Below are 14,697 nucleotides of genomic sequence, written 5' to 3' on the forward strand. Positions count from 1 at the left end.
TGCCGTGATCGTCGGGATCGGCGTGGACGTGGTGGACCTCGCGCGCTTCGAGCGGGCGATCTCCCGCACGCCCCGGCTCCGCGAGCGGCTGTTCGCCGAGAGCGAACGCGACCTGCCGACGGCCTCGCTGGCCGGACGGTTCGCGGCGAAGGAGGCGCTGATCAAGGCGCTCGGCGACTCGGCCGGCGCGCGCTGGCACGACATGGTGGTCGAGCGGGACGAGCACGGGAATCCGTCCTTCGTCCTGCACGGTGCGGCTCGAGCGGCGGCGGAGTCGCGCGGGATCGCGCGGGTGCACCTCTCGATGAGCCACGACGCCGGGGTCGCCTGCGCGTTCGTGGTGGCCGAGTCGTGATCGCGCCGCTCGCCTTCCGCGAGGCGCTGATCGACCTGGACGCCGTCGCGGCGAACACCGCGCGGCTCCGCGAGCTGACCGCTGCTCCCCGGCTGATGGCGGTCGTCAAGGCGAACGCCTACGGGCACGGCGCCCTCGCGGTCGCGCAGGCGGCGCTGGCCGGCGGCGCGGACGCGCTCGGCACGGCGGATCTCGACGAGGCGGTCGCCCTCCGCGAGGCCGGGATCCTGGCGCCGGTGCTCTGCTGGCTGCACGACCCCGAGCAGGACTTCGACACCGCCCTCGAGCACGGGATCGAAGTGGCCGTGTCCTCGGTCGGGCAGCTCGACCGGCTGGCGCAGGCCGCCGAGGACCGCGGGGTGCGCGGGGCGGTGCAGCTCAAGGTCGACACCGGTCTCAGCCGGAACGGCGCCGCGGAGGCGGAGTGGGTGCCGCTCGCGCAGTCCCTCGTCCACCACGCGGCGCGCGGCTCGCTGCAGCTCACCGGGCTGTTCTCGCACCTCTCGAACACCTCGCGCGAGGAGGACCTCGCGCAGCTCGCCCTCCTGCGCCGGGCGGAGGAGGTGCTGCGCGCGCACGGGACGCCGGCGCCGCTGGTGCACCTGGCCGCCACGGCCGCGGCGCTCCGCCTGCCGGAGGCGCGGCTCGACCAGGTGCGCACCGGCATCGGCGTCTACGGGCTCTCGCCGTTCGACGACGAGACGTCGCTCGGACTCGGCCTCGTACCCGCGATGACCCTGCAGGGGCGAGTCGCCGGAGTCCGGCGGGTGCCCGCGGGGACGGGCGTCAGCTACGACTACGCCTACCGCGCGTCCGGCGAGACGACGCTCGCGCTGGTGCCGTTCGGCTACGCCGACGGGATCCCGCGCGCCGCGTCCGGAGTCGCCGAGGTCTCGATCGGCGGGCGCCGGCACCGCATCGCCGGGAGGGTGGCGATGGACCAGTTCGTCGTCGACGTCGGAGACGCTCCCGTCGCGGTCGGCGACCCGGTGACGCTCTGGGGCGACCCGACCACCGGGGTCCCGTCGGTCGACGAGTGGGCGCGCTGGTGCGGCACGATCAACTACGAGCTGGTCACGCGGATCGGGCACCGTGTTCCGCGCAGAACGGTCGGCGGCGCCGCGGGAGGCGTCCGTGCCTGAGCGCGACCGGTTCGCCGACAGCACCGTCGAGATCGCGGATCCGGAGGCGATGGAGGAGCTCGGCCGCTCCCTCGGCCGGGTGCTGCGCGCGGGCGACCTGCTGGTGCTGACCGGGCCGCTCGGCGCGGGCAAGACGACCTTCACCCGCGGCCTCGGCGAGGGGCTCGGGGTGCGCGGGCCGGTGACCAGCCCGACCTTCGTGATCGCGCGGACGCACCCGCCGCTGCACGGCGGCCCGCCGCTCGTGCACGTGGACGCCTACCGGGTCGGCTCCGCGGTTGAGCTGGACGACCTCGACCTCGACCTCGAGCACTCGGTCGTCGTGGTCGAGTGGGGCGCCGGTCTGCTCGACGGCGTCGCCGAGTCGTGGCTCGACATCGTGATCGAGCGCCCGACCGGCGGCTCCGACGCCGAGGACGGCGAGGAGCCGATCGAGCCGCGCACGGTGCGCTTCCGCGGCACCGGCTGGCGCTGACCGCTCTGCTGACGGCGGGTCTCGATACGCCGCTGCGCGGCTGCTCGACCAGCATGATGTGCCTGCCGATCGAGCAGCCCTCGGAGAGGGCCGCCGTCATGCTGATCGAGTAGCCCTCGGAGAGGGCGTATCGAGATCCACCGAGTCCAGCACGGCGGGTCTCGATACGCCGCTGCGCGGCTACTCGACCAGCATGATGTGCCTGCTGATTGAGGAGCCCTCGGAGAGGCCGTATCGAGATCCACCGAGCGACTGCGGAGCGCCGCAGGCTCCTCGGTCGGAGCCCGTCCGCCCGCGGGTACCCTGTCAGGGTGCTGCTCGCGATCGACACCTCCTCCGGTACCTCCGTCGCCGTCGTCGGCATCGACGGCGAGGTCCGCGCCGAGCGCACCGAGACCGACACCATGCGGCACGCCGAGGTCGTCGGCCGGCTGATCGAGGAGGCCCTCGAGGCGGCCGGCATCGGCCCGGACGCGATCGAGGCCGTCGCCGTCGGCATGGGCCCCGGCCCCTTCACCGGACTCCGGGTCGGCATCGCCGCCGCCCGCGCCTTCGCGTTCGGCCGCGGCGTGCCCACCCTGCCGGTCGTCTCGCACGACGCGGTCGCGCTCGGCGCCCTGCGCCACGGCCGCGCCGACGGCTTCCTCGTCGTCACCGACGCACGCCGCCGCGAGCTCTACTGGAGCGCCTACGCCGGCCTCGACGAGCGGGGTCTCCCCGTTCGGACCGCCGGTCCCGGCCTCGACAAGCCGCCCGCGCTGCCCTTCCCCGAGCTGCCCCGCCTCGAGGCGGAGACGGTGTCCGCCGCCGAGCTGGGCGTCGTGGCCGCGCTCACCCGCGCGGCCGGCCGCGCCCCCGCGGCGGACGAGCCGCTCTACCTCCGCTCACCCGACGTCACGCTCTCCGCCGGTCCCAAGCGGGTCACCGCGTGAGCGCGGAGCTGCGCGACGCCACCGTCCACGACCTCGACGCGATCATGGCGATCGAGGAGTCGGAGTTCACCAGTGACGCCTGGTCGCGCACGATGATGCGCGAGGAGATCCGCAGCCGGCACACCCGCTACCTGGTCGCCGAGGACGCGGGCGAGCTGGTCGGCTACGCCGGGCTGCTCTGCCCGGTCGGCGCGCACGAGGGAGACGTGCAGACCATCGCGGTGCTCGCCTCCGCCCGCCGCACCGGGCTCGGCAGGCGCCTGCTGCGCGCGCTCGTCGCCACGGCGGCGGAGCGCGGTGCCCGCGAGGTCTTCCTCGAGGTCCGCGCCGACAACCCCGTCGCCCAGTCGCTCTACCGCTCGGAGGGCTTCGAGGAGATCGGGGTCCGCCCCGCCTACTACCAGCCCGACGGCGTCGACGCGCTCGTGATGCGCGCGCCGATCGCCGCCTCTCGACAGGAGTCGCCATGACCGCCGGTCCGCTCGTCCTCGGCATCGAGACCAGCTGCGACGAGACCGGGATCGGCATCGTCCGCGGCACGACGCTGCTCGCCAACACCATCGCCTCGTCGATGGAGGAGCACGCCCGCTACGGCGGCGTCGTGCCCGAGGTCGCCGCCCGCGCGCACCTCGAGGCGCTCGAGCCGACGCTGCGGACGGCGCTCGCCGAGGCCGGCGTCTCGCTGCAGGAGCTGGACGCGATCGCGGTCACCAGCGGTCCCGGGCTCTCCGGGGCGCTGATGGTCGGCGTCGGCGCGGCCAAGGCGCTCGCGGTCTCGCTCGGGAAGCCGCTCTACGCGGTCAACCACCTCGTCGGGCACGTCGGCGCCGACGTCCTGCGCGCCGACGGCGGCGAGGGCGGCCCGGTCGAGGTGCCCACCATCGCGCTGCTCGTCTCGGGCGGGCACACCTCGCTCCTGCACGTGCGCGATCTCGTCTCCGACGTCGAGCTGCTCGGCGAGACCATCGACGACGCGGCCGGCGAGGCGTTCGACAAGGTCGCCCGCGTGCTCGGCCTGCCCTACCCCGGCGGCCCGCAGATCGACCGCGTCGCCGCCGACGGCGATCCGCGGGCCATCCGCTTCCCCCGCGGCCTCACCCTCCCGAAGGACAGGGAGAAGCACCGCTACGACTTCTCCTTCTCCGGGTTGAAGACCGCCGTCGCGCGCTGGGTGGAGAAGCGCCAGGACGCGGGCGAGGCGGTGCCGGTCGCCGACGTCGCCGCGAGCTTCCGCGAGGCGGTCGCCGATGTGCTGCTGACCAAGGCGATCGCGGCCTGCGTCGACCGGGAGGTGCCCCGGCTGCTGCTGGGCGGGGGAGTCGTCGCCAACGCGCGGGTCCGCGAGCTCGCCGAGGAGCGCTGCGCGGCGGCGGGCATCGCGCTGCGGATCCCCCCGCTCTCGCTCTGCACCGACAACGGTGCGATGATCGCGGCGCTCGGCGCGCAGCTGATCGAGGCGGGGCACGCGCCCTCGAGCCTCTCCTTCGGCGCCGACTCCACGCTGCCCGTCACCGAGATCCAGGTGCGCTAGGCGCTCTACCGCAGTGCCGTCGCGCGTCACAAGCGCCGCCAGGGTTTTGACAGCCCTCCGGGGACGCTGCCACGCTGAGCGCATCCACTCGTTCCTGATCAAGGGGGATCCACCATGACCGCTCCGTACACGCCCGCGTCCGATCGCTACAACATCCTGGCGATCATCGGCTTCATCGCCTCGTTCTTCGTCTCGATCGTCGGCATCGTCCTCGGCTTCATCGCCCTCTCGCAGATCAAGCGGACCGGTGAGCGCGGTCGCGGCCTCGCGATCGCCGCCGTCGTGATCGGCTTCGTCGCGATCATCATCACCATCATCTCCGCCGTCGCGCTGTTCTCCCTCGCGGGCATCGCGAGCACGACGAACTACTGATCCCCACCGCCCCGCCCAGCACGGCGGGGACGGCGGAGCGCTCGAGGAGGGCGACGTGAACGACGAGTCCACCGGCAATCCGGCACCGGGATCGGTGCCGCCCCCGCCGCCGCGGTACGCGCCGCCCTCCGGAGCACCGTCCCCCGCCTCCGCTCCGCCGGCCGCCGGTGCCGCGTCCGGCTGGACCGGGGAGGCCGTTCCCCCCGGAGCCCCGAGCGGCCAGGAGGCCTTCGACGGCTCCGCGCATCCCGGTGCTCCCGCGCCGCGCCCGCCGCTGAACGGCCTCGCCGTCGCGGCCCTGATCTGCGGCATCCTCGGGCTCGCGCCCGCCGCGATCGTCCTCGGGCACGTCGGCTTCGCGCAGGCGCGCCGCTCGGGGCAGCGCGGCCGCGGACTCGCGATCGCCGGCTTCCTCCTCGGCTACCTCGCGCTCGTGCTGCTGCTGGTCGGCGCTCTCGCCTACTCGGCCTTCGTCGGCGGACTCCGGACGGACGGCTACCTCCCGGCCTGAGCCGGTCGGCGGCCTCGTTCTAGACTTCGAGGCATGAGCGACAGCAGCCGGCCCGGGTCCGACGACCGACAGGGCCCTCCCGTCCCCCCTGCTCCCCCCGTGCCGACCGCGCCCCCGGCCCCGCCGGTGCACTCCGGCGACACTCCGGCGCCCCCGGCCCCGCCCGCGTACTCGGGTGGCACCCCGACGGCACCGGGACAGGGCGCCCAGGACACCCCGCCGCCCGCGTACGGGACGCCGCTCCCGCCGGCCCCGAGCGCCGCGCCGCCGCAGTACGCCTACGTCCCGGCGCCCACGACGGTGCCCAAGACCCTGAGCCTCACCGGCATGATCCTCGGCATCGTCGGCCTGGTGATCTCGATCTTCGGCTGGGGCTTCGGCTTCATCCTGTCCGCGCCCGCGATCGTGCTCGGCTTCCTCGGCCGCCGTCGCGAGCCGGGAGCACGCGGCTTCGCGCTGACCGCGATCATCACCGGCATCGCCGGCGTCGTGGTCTCGCTGATCTACCTGGCCGTCACGATCGTGATCTTCGTGGTCGCCCTCGACGCGGCGACCTCCTCCTCCGGCTACTAGGCGCCGGCGGCGGGTCTCAGGAGACGCGCTCGGCGAGCAGGGCGCGGTGGCGCCCCTGGATCCTGGTGAGGATCAGGACGGCGCTGCCCCGCCCGGCCAGGCCGAGCTTCCTGCGGAAGCGCGCGGGGTCCACATCGACGCCGCGCTTCTTGATCTCCAGGACGCCGATGCCGCGGGCGCGCAGCTCGCGCGCGAGGGTGCGTTCGTCCAGGGGCAGCTCCGCGAGCACGCGGAAGCTCCGCAGGAACGGCGACGCGGACGGCTCGTCGCCCGTGAGGTAGGCGATGCCGGGCGAGAGCATCCGCGAGCCGCTGGTGCGGGCCAGCTCGCCGAGCAGGCGCGCGCGGATGGCCGACCCGTCCGGCTCGTGCACGAACGCGCCGAGGTCGCCCACCTCCTCGTCGTCGCTGTCGGCCGGTGCGGTGAGCTCCACGGCGCCGGTCGCCGAGAGCAGGAGCGCGGACCGGCGGACGCCCGGCCGAGCGAGCGGACCGAACCACAGGCCCGTCTCGACGAGCTCGCCGTCGACCGACACCCACTGCGCCTCCGCGTCCGCCGGGATTCGCTCGCGGTCGAAGCCAGGCCCGAGCTTCACGCCCACGGGCCGCGCCTCGGCCAGGCCGAAGGCGAAGTCGAGCGAGGGGGAGTAGTCGTCGGGATCGTCGAGGCGCCGGGTCTCCCGGTGGCCGGCGGTGCGGCGGGCCGGGTCCAGGTACACGGCGTCGAAGCCGTCCAGGTCGAACGACTCGGCGTCGCCGTGCACGGCCTGAGCGGAGGGGAACGGGGCGAGGTTGAAGCTGGCGAGGGTCGCGGTGATCTCGTCCGCGTCCACCGCGGTCACCTCGAGGTCGATGGCCGCCATCGCGAGGGCGTCGCCGCCGATGCCGCTGCCGAGGTCGGCGATGCGGGTGAGCCCGGCCGAGGAGAAGCGGCCGGCGTGCAGCGCCGCGACTCGGAGGCGGGTCGCCTGCTCGAGCCCGGCGTCCGTGAAGAGCATCGACCGGGCGAACTCGCCGAACTTCCCGGTCGCCTTCGCCCGCAGCCGAGCCTGGGTCAGCACGGCCGACACCAGGCCGGGGGAGTGGCCGGCGGAGCGGAGCGCGGCGACGGCGCGCACCAGGTCGTCCGCGCGGTAGCCGTCGAGCGAGTCGAGGAGCCGGAGGCCCTCGGGGGAGAGGAGCTCGACCAGCTCGGCGCGTTGCATCCGGCCATGCTAGGCCACGCCCTCCGCACGACGCGGCGCGCCTGCCTGGCACTCTGATTGCACGAGTGCCAGCGGAGCCTCTACAGTGGAGCTAGCACTCTCGGAGCGTGTCTGCCAACGGCGGCGCTCCGCCCCCGTCGTCGTCAAGAAAGAGGTCAACCGTGTCGGTGTCCATCAAGCCGCTCGAAGATCGCATCGTCATCAAGCAGGTCGAGGCCGAGCAGGTCACTGCTTCCGGTCTCGTCATCCCCGACACCGCCAAGGAGAAGCCCCAGGAGGGCGAAGTCGTCGCCGTCGGCCCCGGCCGCATCGACGACAACGGCAACCGCGTCCCGCTCGACGTGGCCGTCGGTGACAAGGTCATCTACTCCAAGTACGGCGGAACCGAGGTCAAGTTCGGTGGGGACGACCTGCTGGTCCTCTCCGCCCGCGACGTCCTCGCGGTCGTGGTCCGCTAGAGACGGATCCCCGAAGGGCCCGGCGACGCGAGTCGCCGGGCCCTTCGTCGTGCGCCCGGTCCTCTTCGCGACCGGTGGCCTGATCCTGACGTCCGGTGACCGTTCCGGGCGGTCCGCGGGCTCCGGGCCTGCGTAGCATCGGACGGGTGCCCGCCTCCCGCCTCCCCGCCGATCCCGCCTCGCCGACGACGGGCGATGCCGCGGCCGGCGAGGGCGTCGAGGCCCTGCCCGTGACGGGCGCCGGCGGCGCGCTGTCGTCGACCGGCCTCTGGTTCGGCTTCGCCGCCTACCTGCTCTGGGGCGCGATGCCGCTCTACTTCATCGCGATGGCCCCCGCCTCGCCGTTCGAGATCGTCGCGCTGCGGGTGCTCTTCTCGCTGGTCTTCTGCCTGCTCCTGCTCACGGTGACGCGCAGCTGGCGCGGCTTCGCGGCGCTCTTGCGCGAGCCGCGGCTGGTCGGCGTGATGGCGATCGCCGGCGTGCTGATCTACATCAACTGGCAGGTCTACGTCATCGCGACGACCACGGGCCACGTGATCGAGGCGGCCCTCGGCTACTTCATGAACCCGCTCGTCACGGTGCTGCTCGGCGTGATCGTGCTGCGCGAGCGGCTGCGGCGGGCGCAGTGGGTCGCGATGGCGATCAGCGCCGTCGCCGTCCTCGTGATCGCCGTCGGCTACGGCTCCTTCCCCTGGGTCTCGCTCGCGCTCGCCTTCTCCTTCGGCCTCTACGGCCTGGTGAAGAGCCGGGTCGGCGGTCGGATGGACGCGGTCAGCGGTCTCACTCTCGAGACGCTCTGGCTCACGCCGCTCGCGATCGTGCAGCTGCTGGTCGTCGGCTCGACCGTCGGGCTGACGCTGGCGACGGAGGGCACGGGGCACGCGCTCATCCTCGCCTCGGCCGGCATCGTCACCGCCGTGCCGCTGCTGCTCTTCGCGGGCGCCGCCCGGCGGCTGCCGCTCTCGATCGTCGGCTTCATCCAGTACCTGACGCCGGTGCTGCAGTTCGTCGTCGGCGCCTTCCTCCTGCACGAGGAGATGCCGCCGGAGCGCTGGATCGGCTTCGCGCTCGTCTGGGCGGCCCTGGCGATCTTCTCAGTCGACCTCGTCTCGGCCGAGCGCCGGAGGCGGCGCGTGACGGTCGGACCTGCGGATCGCGTCGCGGGAGAGCGCTCCGACGACGAAAAGTAACGATCAGGTCGCGAAACGCATCTGAAACACCCCCGTATTGTTCACGGCTTCTCCGAAGGTTAGGTTGGCCGAGCGGTTGCCTCCGGCACCGCTCCCACGACAGAACCTCTCAAGGAGAAACATGCGCGTTCACGCGAAGGCCGGGACGGCCCGTACGCGATCCCTCCGGGCGACCCTGAGCGGGGTCGCCTTCCTGGGCGCCAGCGCTCTCGTCCTCGCCGGTTGCGCCAGCGGCGGCGGCGGAGACGCGGGCACCGACGGCGGCGAGTCCGGCGACCTGTCCCTGAAGATCGGCACGATCCTCCCGCAGACCGGCACCCTGGCCGTCCTCGGCCCGCCCGAGATCGCGGGCGTCGACCTCGCGGTCAAGGACATCAACGACGCCGCTGCCGGCCTCACCATCGATGTCGAGCAGAAGGACTCCGGCGACACCACGACGGACATCGCGACGCAGTCCGCGACCTCGCTGATCGCCGACGGCGCGAGCGTCATCATCGGTGCGGCCTCCTCGGGCGTCTCGAAGACGTTCATCGACCAGGTGACCCAGGCGGGCGTCGTCCAGATCTCGCCGGCCAACACCTCGCCGGACTTCACCACCTACGACGACGACGGCTACTACTGGCGCACCGCCCCCTCGGACGTGCTCCAGGGCCGCATCCTCGGCAACAAGATCCTCGGCGACGGCAAGACCAACGTCTCGATCCTGTACCTGAACGACGCGTACGGCACCGGCCTCGAGTCGAACATCAAGGAGACCCTCGAGGCGGGCGGCGCGACCGTCGCGGCCGAGGAGATCTTCGAGCCGGCCTCGACCGACTTCAACTCGGCGCTGACCTCGCTGCTCGCCCCGAACCCGGACGCGCTCGTCGTCATCTCGTTCGACGAGATCACCACGATCGCCGAGCAGCTCGCGGCCAAGGGCTTCGACTTCGCGAACCTCTACGGCACGGACGGCAACTACGGCGTCATCACCGATGCGGACACCAACGTCGACATCGACGGCGCCCAGTTCACCAACCCCGGTGTGCAGGCGTCCGACGAGTTCCAGTCGAACCTCCAGGCTCTCGTCGAGGAGCAGGGGAACGACGCGCTGACGGTGTTCAGCTACGCCCCCGAGTCCTACGACGCCACCGTGCTCGCCGCTCTCGCCGCGCTCAAGGGCGGCGCGACCGACGGAGCGACGATCCGCGACAACCTGCAGGACGTCTCGACCGAGGGCACGAAGTGCACCACGTTCGCCGACTGCGCCACGATGCTCGCCGACGGTGAGGACATCGACTACGACGGCCTCTCCGGCCCGATCTCGTGGGACGAGAACGGCGACCCGACCGAGGCGTCGGTGTCGATCTACAAGTACGGCCCCGGCAACGTCACCTCGTTCGAGGAGACCGTCGACGGCTCGCTGAACTAGCACCCCGCCTGCGGCTCCGGCCGCGACGCGCGAAGGGGCCCGGTCATCCGACCGGGCCCCTTCGTCGTGCCCGGGAGGCCGTCGATCGGCACGGACGCGGCGCTCAGCGCTGCAGGACCGGCGGGCGGGTCTCGATACGCCGCTGCGCGGCTGCTCGACCAGCATGAAGCGCCGATCCAGATCGGCAGGCCATCTCCATGCTGATCGAGTAGCCCTCGGAGAGGGCGTATCGAGATCCACCACCGAACGAACGTGGGTCCCCGCTCCTTCCCTCCCGGTGCCGTACGACGCAGCGAGCGCGCGCCCCCGGGGGGACGCGCGCTCGACGACGTGGCGGTGCGGCCTCAGGAGGCGCGGAGGAGCTCCGCCTCCTGGGCCAGGCGGTAGGTCACGAACGAGCGGCTGTAGTTGCGGCGCTTGCCGCCGGTGGTCTCGGCGATGACGACCTGCGCGTAGACGCCGACGACGGACCAGCGCTCGTAGTCGCCGATCGCACCGGTGCCGAAGGTCGCGCCGAGGGCGACGGGTGCGGGGGTGTAGCTCTTCATGGGTCGGCTCCTTCGAAGACGGGGACCGCGGCGCCGGGAGGGGACGCGGAAGGGGAAGGAATCGGTGCCGAGGGGGGCGGGAATCCGGCCCTGATCAGGGGGAGAGGAGTCCGGTCGAGGTGTCGGCGCCGATGTTTCTTGTCCCCAAAATTACGGCACGGCGGCCGCTGTCCTGACCCTCGGGCGGGGGGTCCCAGCGCAGAGAGAGACTCGATGTCCGTGAGGCGCCGGTGGTCACTGCCAGCGGCAGGAGTCCTCGGCGATGAAGCGGTAGAGCGCCCCGCGCACGGCGTCGGAGACGCCGACCGCGACGACTCCCGACGTGCCGTCGTCGAGCGTGACGGCGACCGGGAGGAACGTGCCGCGCTTGTCCTCCGAGACGGTGTGCGTGTTGCAGTTGCTCGGCAGGATCGCGAGGTCGACGCGGGCGGCGTCCGCGTCGGCGTCCACGCGCACGCCGACGGGCCAGGTGTCCGCTCCCGAGGCGGGCCGGAGCAGGATCGTCCGGCCGATCGCCGCGATCGAGACGCCTCCTTCCGCCCCCGTGGGGGTCATGACGACCTCCAGGTGCGCGACGGGCTCTCCGCCCTCCTGCGCCACCGTGACGGCGTCCCCGGGCACGATCGACACCACCGCCGCCACGCGCTGCGCGAGGCAGTCCTCGGCGTGGATGCGCGGCAGGCTGCCGAGCGGATCGTCCGGCGCGACCACGGCCGTCCCCGACACCCCGCCCTGCGTGAAGGCGAGCCGCACACGGGCGTCGGCGCCGGGGTCCGCGCAGTCCGGGGGAGCGAGCTGCAGCCGGAGCGCGGTCGTCGTCCCCGGGCGCACCGTGGTCGGGCCGTCGGTGGCGGCCGGGTCGGTGAAGGCGGGGGAGTCGAGCCGCGCCTCCCAGACGTCCAGGGGCTCGTCGGCGGTGTTCGTCACCAGGACCTCGAGCCGGCGGGGACCGTAGTCGTCGCGGTTCTGCTGCACGCCGACGGAGACGCCCGCCGGCAGCTCCGAGACCGGCCCGGGTGCGCAGCCGGAGAGGAGCCCCGCCGCGAGCGCGACGACGATCAGAGCGGCGCGGCGGCGCATCCGGTCCTCCTCCTCGACGACGACGGGCCCGCCCCCGCCTCTCGGCGGGTGACGGGCCCGGGGGTGCGGCGGCCTCAGCCGCCGACGGTGGGCGTGCTCGTGGTGACCTCGTTGGTCGTCGCGAGCGTGCCGAGGTAGAGCTCGATCACCTTCGGATCGTTCATCAGCTCGCGGCCGGGGCCCTCGTAGGCGTCGCGGCCCTGATCGAGCACGTAGCCGCGGTCGCAGATCTGCAGCGCGCGGCGGGCGTTCTGCTCGACGATCATGATCGAGACGCCGGCGCGGTTGATCCGCTGGACGTTGACGAAGGTCTCGTCCTGGCGCATCGGCGAGAGACCGGCGCTCGGCTCGTCGAGCAGCAGCATCGACGGGTCCATCATCAGCGCCCGCGACATCGCGACCATCTGGCGCTCGCCGCCCGAGAGCGAGCCGGAGCGCTGCTTGAGGCGCTTGGTCAGCTCGGGGAAGAGCTCCGTCACGAACTCGAGGCGGTCCTTGAACATCTTCGGCTTCTGGTACATGCCCATCTCGAGGTTCTCCTCGATGGTGAGCGACGGGAAGACGTTGTTGTTCTGCGGCACGAAGCCGACGCCCTTGGAGACCAGCTTGTCGGCCTTGAAGCCGGTGATGTCCTCGCCGTTGAGCAGGACCGTGCCCTGGCGGATGTTCACCAGCCCGAACATCGCCTTGAGCAGCGTCGACTTGCCGGCGCCGTTCGGGCCGATGATGCCGACGAGCTCGCCCTTCTTCACGTAGACGTTCGACCCGTTCAGGATGTTGACTCCCGGCACGTACCCCGCGTGGAGGTCGTGCGTCTCGAGCGTGTTCTGGGTCACTTCTCGTCCTTTCCGAAGTCGACGGCGGGCGCGTCGGTGGTCGGCGCGATGCTCGTCGGTGCGCCGTCCGCGGGGGCGGCCGTCGCGGGGGCGGCGTCCACGGCGTGCGCGACGGCGGGGGAGGGCGCGGCGGTGGCCGCGGCGGGCGCGTCGTCGTGGTGCGGGTGCACGTCGACGCCGGCCGCCTCGGCCCGCTTCTCGACGTCCTCGCGGACGAGGTCCGAGTCCATCTCCTCCGCCACCTCGAGCTGGCCCTCGATGGTGCCGAGGTCGGTGTCGTGGTGCGCGCCGAGATAGGCGTCGATGACCGCGGGGTCGTTCATCACCGTCGAGGGCGGACCCTCGGCGACGACCTTGCCCTCGGCCATCACGATCACCCAGTCGGCGATCGTGTTGACCATGTGCATGTCGTGCTCGACGAAGAGCACGGTCATGCCCTCGTCCTTGAGGTTCACGATGTGGCCCAGCAGCGACTGCGTCAGCGCCGGGTTCACGCCAGCCATCGGCTCGTCGAGCATGACCAGCTCGGGCTCCGACATCAGGGCGCGCGCCATCTCCAGCAGCTTCTTCTGGCCGCCCGAGAGGCTCGACGCGTAGTCGTCCTTCTTGGTGTCGAGCTTGAACTTCTCCAGCAGCCGGATCGCGCGGTTCTCGATCGACTCCTCCTCCTTCGACCACAGCGGCCGGATGAGCGAGGTGAGGATGTTCTCGCCCTTCTGCCCCTTGGCGCCGAGGAGCATGTTCTCGAGCACCGTCATGCCGCCGAGGGCCTTGGTGAGCTGGAAGGTGCGGACCATGCCCATCCGGGACACCTTGTAGGCGGGGACGTTCGCGAGGTTCTTGCCCTTGAAGTTCCAGCGACCGGTGTTGGGCTTGTCGAAGCCCGTCAGCAGGTTGAAGAACGTGGTCTTGCCGGCGCCGTTCGGGCCGATCAGCGCGGTGATCGAGCCGCGCGGGATCTCGACGTGGGCGACGTCGACCGCGGTCAGGCCGCCGAAGCGGCGGCTGACGCCGTCGGCGACGAGGATGGGGTCCTTCTTGACGACCCCGGGGACGATTTCCTGCTCGGTGATGTCCGAGACCGGCGTTTTAGGCAAAGTGCAGATCCTTCTTCTTGCCGAAGATGCCCTGGGGTCTGAAGATCACCAGGAGCATGAGGGCCACACCCACCACGATGAACCGGATCGGTCCGGTCTGCACGGTGGTGAGCTTGATGAGGTCGTTGTTGAGGACCCCGGTGTCGATCCCGAGCGTGAGCAGTCCGTCGGTCAGACCGAGGACGACCCAGAAGATGATCGAGCCGACGACCGGCCCGAAGACCGTCGCGGCACCGCCCAGCAGCATGATCGTGTAGAGGAAGAACGTCAGCTGGGTGCCGTAGTTGTCGGGCTGCAGCGAGCGCGGCAGGATGAACAGCGCTCCGGCCAGGCCGCCCAGCACGCCGCCGAGGATCAGCGCCTGGATCTTGTAGGAGAAGACGTTCTTGCCGAGCGAGCGCACGGCGTCCTCGTCCTCGCGGATGCCCTTGATGACGCGGCCCCAGGGGCTGCGCATCAGCAGGAAGACCAGCAGGCAGGCCAGGAGCACGAGGCCCCAGCCGACGATGCGGACCCACCACTGGTCCTGGTTGTAGGTGAGGATCCCGATCCCGAAGCGCCCCTCCGGCAGCGGGTTGAGGTCGTTGAACGCCTTCGCCGCGCCGTTGATGCCCTCCGAGCCGCCGGTCACCGCCGAGAACTCGGGTGTCTTGACCGAGAGCCGGACGATCTCGGCCGCCGCGATCGTGACGATCGAGAGGTAGTCCGCCCGCAGTCTCAGCGTCGGGATGCCGAGGATGAGGGCGAAGAGGGTCGCCGCGACGATCGTCGCGAGCAGGGAGCCCCAGACGGGCCATTCGAACTTGACCGAGGTGATGGCGAAGGCGTAGCCGCCCACCGCCATGAAGCCGGCCTGGCCGAAGTTGAGGAGGCCGGTGAATCCGAAGTGGATGACCAGGCCGATGGTCGCGAGCGCGTAGGCGGCGACGGTGGGATCGACGATCTGCCCGATCGCCAGCCAGATGAAGTTGAGGTTCATGGT

18 protein-coding genes are annotated in these 14,697 nt (G+C 72.1%); 12 read left to right on the top strand and 6 right to left on the bottom strand.

What is annotated here, in order from left to right; all coding sequences use genetic code 11:
• Positions 1-4 precede the first annotated feature (4 nt).
• From C1I64_RS00995 to C1I64_RS19925, 9 genes are all read left to right on the top strand, one after another.
• Positions 5-355 (top strand): holo-ACP synthase, encoded by a 351-nt coding sequence (locus C1I64_RS00995; protein WP_123445078.1) that lies wholly within the window; start codon positions 5-7, stop codon positions 353-355.
• The gene (alr, locus tag C1I64_RS01000) at positions 352-1,497 is read left to right on the top strand and encodes an alanine racemase (protein WP_127885927.1); all 1,146 of its coding nucleotides are present in this window, start codon (positions 352-354) and stop codon (positions 1,495-1,497) included. Before C1I64_RS00995 ends, alr begins: the two co-directional genes overlap by 4 nt.
• A 49-nt stretch (positions 1,498-1,546) precedes the next feature.
• The gene (gene tsaE, locus C1I64_RS01005; RefSeq protein ID WP_123733554.1) at positions 1,547-1,972 is read left to right on the top strand and encodes a tRNA (adenosine(37)-N6)-threonylcarbamoyltransferase complex ATPase subunit type 1 TsaE; all 426 of its coding nucleotides are present in this window, start codon (positions 1,547-1,549) and stop codon (positions 1,970-1,972) included.
• A 311-nt stretch (positions 1,973-2,283) separates the two neighbouring features.
• Entirely contained in the window at positions 2,284-2,904 is a 621-nt protein-coding gene (tsaB, locus tag C1I64_RS01010) for a tRNA (adenosine(37)-N6)-threonylcarbamoyltransferase complex dimerization subunit type 1 TsaB (RefSeq protein ID WP_127885928.1), read from the top strand.
• A complete protein-coding gene (gene rimI, locus C1I64_RS01015) occupies positions 2,901-3,374 on the top strand; it encodes a ribosomal protein S18-alanine N-acetyltransferase (protein WP_243732768.1) in 474 nt (157 codons plus the stop codon). Before tsaB ends, rimI begins: the two co-directional genes overlap by 4 nt.
• Positions 3,371-4,435, top strand: coding sequence for a tRNA (adenosine(37)-N6)-threonylcarbamoyltransferase complex transferase subunit TsaD (gene tsaD, locus C1I64_RS01020; protein ID WP_127885929.1), 1,065 nt, complete (start codon positions 3,371-3,373; stop codon positions 4,433-4,435). The genes rimI and tsaD overlap by 4 nt, the downstream gene beginning before the upstream one ends.
• 114 nt (positions 4,436-4,549) lie before the next feature.
• Positions 4,550-4,807 (top strand): DUF4190 domain-containing protein, encoded by a 258-nt coding sequence (locus C1I64_RS01025; RefSeq protein ID WP_123445082.1) that lies wholly within the window; start codon positions 4,550-4,552, stop codon positions 4,805-4,807.
• A gap of 55 nt (positions 4,808-4,862) precedes the next feature.
• Complete coding sequence (locus C1I64_RS01030) at positions 4,863-5,318, top strand: DUF4190 domain-containing protein (protein ID WP_127885930.1); 456 nt, start codon at positions 4,863-4,865, stop codon at positions 5,316-5,318.
• A gap of 33 nt (positions 5,319-5,351) precedes the next feature.
• Positions 5,352-5,891 carry a DUF4190 domain-containing protein gene (locus C1I64_RS19925; protein ID WP_164874411.1) on the top strand — a complete coding sequence of 180 codons (540 nt, stop codon included), beginning with the start codon at positions 5,352-5,354 and terminating at the stop codon, positions 5,889-5,891.
• A gap of 16 nt (positions 5,892-5,907) precedes the next feature.
• On the opposite strand, the gene C1I64_RS01045 is transcribed toward C1I64_RS19925, so the two are convergent.
• Positions 5,908-7,095, bottom strand: coding sequence for a class I SAM-dependent methyltransferase (locus C1I64_RS01045; protein ID WP_127885931.1), 1,188 nt, complete (start codon positions 7,093-7,095; stop codon positions 5,908-5,910).
• A 161-nt stretch (positions 7,096-7,256) separates the two neighbouring features.
• Here C1I64_RS01045 and groES point away from each other — a divergent pair, with 161 nt between their 5' ends.
• The 3 genes from groES to C1I64_RS01060 all read left to right on the top strand — a co-directional run bounded on the left by groES (position 7,257) and on the right by C1I64_RS01060 (position 10,154).
• Positions 7,257-7,553 (top strand): co-chaperone GroES, encoded by a 297-nt coding sequence (gene groES / locus C1I64_RS01050; protein WP_068251574.1) that lies wholly within the window; start codon positions 7,257-7,259, stop codon positions 7,551-7,553.
• Between the two features lie 230 nt (positions 7,554-7,783).
• Positions 7,784-8,743, top strand: a complete 960-nt coding sequence (gene rarD / locus C1I64_RS01055; RefSeq protein ID WP_244209555.1) for an EamA family transporter RarD — start codon at positions 7,784-7,786, stop codon at positions 8,741-8,743.
• A gap of 121 nt (positions 8,744-8,864) precedes the next feature.
• Positions 8,865-10,154 (top strand): ABC transporter substrate-binding protein, encoded by a 1,290-nt coding sequence (locus tag C1I64_RS01060; RefSeq protein ID WP_123445087.1) that lies wholly within the window; start codon positions 8,865-8,867, stop codon positions 10,152-10,154.
• Between the two features lie 344 nt (positions 10,155-10,498).
• On the opposite strand, the gene C1I64_RS01065 is transcribed toward C1I64_RS01060, so the two are convergent.
• The 5 genes from C1I64_RS01065 to C1I64_RS01085 all read right to left on the bottom strand — a co-directional run bounded on the left by C1I64_RS01065 (position 10,499) and on the right by C1I64_RS01085 (position 14,694).
• Positions 10,499-10,702 (bottom strand): hypothetical protein, encoded by a 204-nt coding sequence (locus C1I64_RS01065; RefSeq protein ID WP_123445088.1) that lies wholly within the window; start codon positions 10,700-10,702, stop codon positions 10,499-10,501.
• 234 nt (positions 10,703-10,936) lie between these two features.
• Positions 10,937-11,782, bottom strand: a complete 846-nt coding sequence (locus C1I64_RS01070) for a hypothetical protein (RefSeq protein ID WP_127885932.1) — start codon at positions 11,780-11,782, stop codon at positions 10,937-10,939.
• 74 nt (positions 11,783-11,856) lie between these two features.
• Positions 11,857-12,618 (bottom strand): ABC transporter ATP-binding protein, encoded by a 762-nt coding sequence (locus C1I64_RS01075; RefSeq protein ID WP_123445090.1) that lies wholly within the window; start codon positions 12,616-12,618, stop codon positions 11,857-11,859.
• Entirely contained in the window at positions 12,615-13,715 is a 1,101-nt protein-coding gene (locus C1I64_RS01080; RefSeq protein WP_127885933.1) for an ABC transporter ATP-binding protein, read from the bottom strand. The genes C1I64_RS01075 and C1I64_RS01080 overlap by 4 nt, the downstream gene beginning before the upstream one ends.
• Entirely contained in the window at positions 13,708-14,694 is a 987-nt protein-coding gene (locus C1I64_RS01085; RefSeq protein ID WP_123445092.1) for a branched-chain amino acid ABC transporter permease, read from the bottom strand. Before C1I64_RS01085 ends, C1I64_RS01080 begins: the two co-directional genes overlap by 8 nt.
• Positions 14,695-14,697 lie beyond the last annotated feature (3 nt).

It is taken from the genome of Rathayibacter festucae DSM 15932 (assembly GCF_004011135.1).
Lineage (GTDB): Bacteria > Actinomycetota > Actinomycetes > Actinomycetales > Microbacteriaceae > Rathayibacter > Rathayibacter festucae.

Bases quoted from the DNA above. Each gene is read 5' to 3' on its own strand.
- tsaD (WP_127885929.1), top strand. From the start codon at position 3,371: ATGACCGCCGGTCCGCTCGTCCTCGGCATCGAGACCAGCTGCGACGAG.
- C1I64_RS01065 (WP_123445088.1), bottom strand. From the start codon at position 10,702: ATGAAGAGCTACACCCCCGCACCCGTCGCCCTCGGCGCGACCTTCGGC.
- C1I64_RS01070 (WP_127885932.1), bottom strand. From the start codon at position 11,782: ATGCGCCGCCGCGCCGCTCTGATCGTCGTCGCGCTCGCGGCGGGGCTC.
- C1I64_RS01085 (WP_123445092.1), bottom strand. From the start codon at position 14,694: ATGAACCTCAACTTCATCTGGCTGGCGATCGGGCAGATCGTCGATCCC.
- C1I64_RS01025 (WP_123445082.1), top strand. From the start codon at position 4,550: ATGACCGCTCCGTACACGCCCGCGTCCGATCGCTACAACATCCTGGCG.
- C1I64_RS01060 (WP_123445087.1), top strand. From the start codon at position 8,865: ATGCGCGTTCACGCGAAGGCCGGGACGGCCCGTACGCGATCCCTCCGG.
- C1I64_RS01045 (WP_127885931.1), bottom strand. From the start codon at position 7,095: ATGCAACGCGCCGAGCTGGTCGAGCTCCTCTCCCCCGAGGGCCTCCGG.
- tsaE (WP_123733554.1), top strand. From the start codon at position 1,547: ATGGAGGAGCTCGGCCGCTCCCTCGGCCGGGTGCTGCGCGCGGGCGAC.
- C1I64_RS19925 (WP_164874411.1), top strand. From the start codon at position 5,352: ATGAGCGACAGCAGCCGGCCCGGGTCCGACGACCGACAGGGCCCTCCC.